We start from the raw sequence: 1,896 nt of genomic DNA on the forward strand, positions 1-1,896 counted from the left end.
AAGCGTGTTCGTCGTCTGTGAGGGTAAGAACGTAGTATTTGGCCATCGGGAGTCGGGTGAAGTTACCCGACAAATTAACGGATTCCTTCTACTAGCATTAGCTTCTGTATAAGTCCTTCGCTCCGCTCAGGATGACACATGGCGCAACTAACCAGCTTATAAGCCTCCCTATTCCTGCAGATACGCGCTCAGTTCTGACACCGTGTTGATGCCCAGCTGCTCGGCCTGCTGGCGGCGCATGAGCAGGGCGTAGGTGTTGTTGAAACCCAGCGGCGCCAGCCACTCCAGGTTGTAGCGGCGGCGGTACTCGCGGCGCACGTAGGCCAGCACCGCCGCCGGGTCGGGGCCGAGCGAATCGAGGGTAGCGGCCGGGGGCTGGAGCACCACCAGCAGGCCGGTGCCGGTGTATTCGGGGTAGAGGTCGATGGCGCCGGTGCGCAACGCGTCGGCGCAGATGCTGGTGCCGCCCAGGCCCGTTTTGGCTTCCACGGCCAGGTTGGTAGCGCCCCGGATAAGGGCCGCGTACAGCTCGGCCAGAATGTATTGCTCGCCGAAAATCTTGGAGCCCAACCGAATGGTGGCCCCGGTGGCCGGTAGCGGCTCGCGCCACAGCCCGCGCCGGCGCAGGAAGTCGTGGGCTACGGCGCGGGGCGTTTCGTGGCGGATATCGACCCGGTAGTTGAGCTCCGTCATCACCGAATCGGAGAGCTGGCCGGCGAGCTGGGCCAGGGCGGGGGCCAGCTCGGGGTGGGCCTCCAGCGTCTGGCGGCGCACCACGGGCGCGGCCTGGTAGGGCGGAAACGCGTGGCGGTCGTCGCGCAGCACCCGCAGGTTATAGGCCCGGATGCGGCCATCGGTCGAGTAGCCGTCGATCAGGTCCACGTTACCGTTGCGGGCGGCCTCGTACACCAGCGCGGGGGCCAGCACTACCGAGGCCGGGTTCAGGCCATACAGGCGGCGCAGACCCGGCAGCCCATCGGCCCGGCCCACAAACTCGGGACTGAAACCGGCCAGCAGCTTGCTGGCGGCGCGGGGCAGCAGGTAGAGGCCCGCCAGCAGGGGCAGCGCCAGCAGCAGCGCCCGCCCGGCCCATACCAGCCGCCGCCCGCGCAGATGCTGCAACGCCGCCAGCACCCCGTCAAACAGCAGCGCCAGCACGGCGGCCGGGATGGCGCCGGCCAGAATCATGGCCGGGTTGTTCAGGGCAATGCCGCCGAAGATGAACTCGCCCAGGCCGCCCGCCGCCACGTAGGCCGCCAGCGTGGCCACGCCCACGTTGATCACAGCCGCCGTGCGGATGCCGGCCAGCAGCACCGGCAGCGCCAGCGGCAGCTCGACGCGGCGCAGCACCTGCCCGTCGGTGAGGCCCAGGCCGCGGGCGGCGTCTACCACGGCCGCATCCACGCCCTGCACGCCGGCCAGCGTGTTGCGCACGATGGGCAGCAACGAGTACAGGAACAGCGCCAGAATAGCCGGCCCCGGCCCGATGCCCAGCACCGGAATCAGAAAGCCCAGCAGCGCAATGCTCGGAATGGTTTGCAGCACACCCGCCCCGCCCAGCACCCAGGGCGCCAGCCGCGGCCGGCGCGTAAGCAGCAGCCCCAGCGGCACACCCACTGCCACGCCCGCCAGCAGCGAAGCCGCCGTCAGCCCGATGTGCTGCAGCGTCTGCTGCCCGAGCTTATCGGCCTGCGCCTGCCAGAAGGCGAAAAGTTCGGTGAGGATGCTCAAGGTGAGTTGGTGAGATAGTGAGTTGGTGAGTTTAGGTGCTGTCATCCTACGCTTGCGAAGGACCTTATAACGAAGCTGTTTAGGAAGTAGTCAGTCAGGCGCAAAACAGAAAAGACTCCCACAAAAGCGGGAAATTTGAGGTGCGACCCATCTCCTTTCCCTCCC

Annotated in this window: 1 protein-coding gene; it reads right to left on the reverse strand. The window is 67.1% G+C overall.

Annotated elements, in window-relative coordinates; translation table 11 throughout:
• Positions 1-168 precede the first annotated feature (168 nt).
• Complete coding sequence (locus H145_RS0119255) at positions 169-1,776, reverse strand: ABC transporter permease/substrate-binding protein (RefSeq protein WP_157541843.1); 1,608 nt, start codon at positions 1,774-1,776, stop codon at positions 169-171.
• Between the last annotated feature and the right edge of the window lie 120 nt (positions 1,777-1,896).

This window comes from Hymenobacter aerophilus DSM 13606, from assembly GCF_000382225.1.
Lineage (GTDB): Bacteria > Bacteroidota > Bacteroidia > Cytophagales > Hymenobacteraceae > Hymenobacter > Hymenobacter aerophilus.